This is a genomic window from Paenibacillus ihuae (genome assembly GCF_001368795.1).
Classification (GTDB): Bacteria; Bacillota; Bacilli; order Paenibacillales; family Paenibacillaceae; genus Paenibacillus_AQ; species Paenibacillus_AQ ihuae.
Genome location: NZ_LN831198.1, coordinates 3,297,003 through 3,299,026, shown reverse-complemented (window position 1 = coordinate 3,299,026; position 2,024 = coordinate 3,297,003). Strand labels below are relative to the sequence as shown.

Annotated in this window: 3 protein-coding genes; 2 read left to right on the top strand and 1 reads right to left on the bottom strand. The window is 54.1% G+C overall.

Annotation, left to right across the window (positions count from 1 at the left end; all coding sequences use genetic code 11):
• The first annotated feature begins 41 nt into the window (after positions 1 to 41).
• Both AQR02_RS15120 and AQR02_RS15115 read left to right on the top strand, forming a co-directional pair.
• A complete protein-coding gene (locus AQR02_RS15120; RefSeq protein ID WP_054942118.1) occupies positions 42 to 1,037 on the top strand; it encodes an ATP-binding cassette domain-containing protein in 996 nt (331 codons plus the stop codon).
• The gene (locus tag AQR02_RS15115) at positions 1,021 to 1,833 is read left to right on the top strand and encodes an ABC transporter permease (RefSeq protein WP_054941187.1); all 813 of its coding nucleotides are present in this window, start codon (positions 1,021 to 1,023) and stop codon (positions 1,831 to 1,833) included. Before AQR02_RS15120 ends, AQR02_RS15115 begins: the two co-directional genes overlap by 17 nt.
• A 5-nt stretch (positions 1,834 to 1,838) precedes the next feature.
• Here the strand turns inward: AQR02_RS15115 and AQR02_RS33090 are convergent.
• A partial coding sequence (locus tag AQR02_RS33090; protein ID WP_209444161.1) for a hypothetical protein occupies positions 1,839 to 2,024 on the bottom strand: 186 nt, incomplete at its 5' end.

Genomic DNA, 2,024 nt, shown 5'->3' with positions numbered 1-2,024 from the left:
GTCAACAAACCAAAAAAGCGCCGCAGCAAGCAGAATTAGCCATCGATGCGCAGGGGCTGGTCAAGGTGTTCGGAGACAACCGTGCGGTAGACGGGGTGGATCTTCAGGTAGCCACCGGTTCCATCTACGGGGTGCTCGGCCCTAACGGCGCCGGAAAAACGACAGCGATCCGCATGCTGGCTACCTTACTGCGCCCGGATGCCGGATCCGCCAGAATCTTCGGTCATGATGTGGTGAAGGAGCCGCAGATCGTAAGACAATTGATCGGGGTGACCGGACAGTACGCATCCGTCGATGAGTCGCTCAGCGCAACCGAGAATCTGGTGATTTTCTCCCGGCTGCTTGGACTGGGCCGTGCGGAGTCCCGGCGTAAAGCAGCGGATCTGCTGGACGAATTCGGACTGACCGAAGCCGCCAAACGTCCGCTCAAGCATTTCTCCGGCGGGATGCGCCGGCGGCTGGATCTGGCCGCAAGCCTGATCGCGCAGCCGCCGCTGATTTTCCTGGATGAGCCGACTACGGGGCTTGACCCGCGCACCCGTAACCAGATGTGGGATACGATCCGCCGGCTGGTGGGCTCAGGTTCAACGGTCCTTTTGACCACACAGTATCTGGAGGAAGCGGATCAGCTAGCAGACCGGGTAGCGGTTATTGACCACGGAAGGGTGGTTGCCGAAGGTACCGTCGATGAGCTGAAATCCTCTATCGGCAGCTCATCTCTGCACTTGAGAGTGGAGAATCCGCAGCAAATTATGGTTGCCCGGCAGACTGTCGAACGGGTGCTGCGGGTTCAGGCCGCCGTATCCGCAGAAGCTGCCAAGATTACTGCGCCGATGGGCAATGCGGATGAGGTAACCGATCTGCTGATCGCCCTTCGTGCAGCCGGAATTCCCTTATCCGAAATGAGTGTACAGAAGCCGACCCTGGACGAAGTATTTCTGTCCCTGACCGGCCATGGTGTAGAGGATGACGCAGCACAGGTATCAGGAAAAGATACTAAAGCGGGGGGACAACAACAATATGAGCACATTAATTAAGCCGGGGGCTGAGCGCAAGCTAAAGAATCACTCCAGCTTCGGCCAGGCGGTCCGCAATTCCCTGACCATGGCTTACCGGGGGCTGCTGAAAATCAAGCGTACCCCTGAGCAGCTGTTTGACGTTACGTTTCAGCCGATTATTTTCACCCTGATGTTTACCTATATTTTCGGCGGAGCGATCTCTGGTGACGTGATTAGCTACTTGCCGGTAATTATCCCGGGAATCCTGGTGCAGACGGTTATCACCACCTCCATCGTCACTGGCGTGCAGCTGCGTGAGGACATGGAAAAAGGAGTGTTTGACCGTTTCAAATCACTTCCGATCTCACGGATTGCGCCACTTGCGGGAGCACTGCTCGCTGATACGGTCCGTTATACCATCGCAACGGTGCTGACCTTCGTTATGGGGTATCTCATGGGCTATCGTCCTGAGGGCGGTATCGGTTATGTTGCGGTTGCTGCGCTGCTGGTGATCGCCTGTTCCTGGGCTATCAGCTGGATCTTCGCATTCTTTGGTGTAATTGCCCGTACGGCTTCAAGTGTGCAGGGGATATCCATGATTGTGCTGTTCCCGCTCACGTTCCTCTCCAATGCCTTTGTGCCTGTAGATACTATGCCAGACTGGCTCCAGTGGTTCGTTAATATTAACCCTATTTCCCATCTGGTTACGGCTGTACGTGAATTAACTAATAACGGAACAGCAGGATCGGATCTCGTCTACTCCCTGGTCGGTGCTGCGGTTATTGTAGCTATCTTTGCACCCATCACTGTCCGCGCCTACATGCGCCGCACATAATTTCTTCACGGCCGTCCGGAGAAGATATTTGGAACCAACGGTTTTGCAAAAAGCTTAGTAGCATGACAATAAGTTTCTGCAGCATCTGCTGCGGAAGCTTTTTTTGAAATATAAGAATTTATATGTTTTACGCTATAAATTATCCTTCTATTTTTCGCAGAAACGGATACCGTCCCTAAATAGGACGGAGA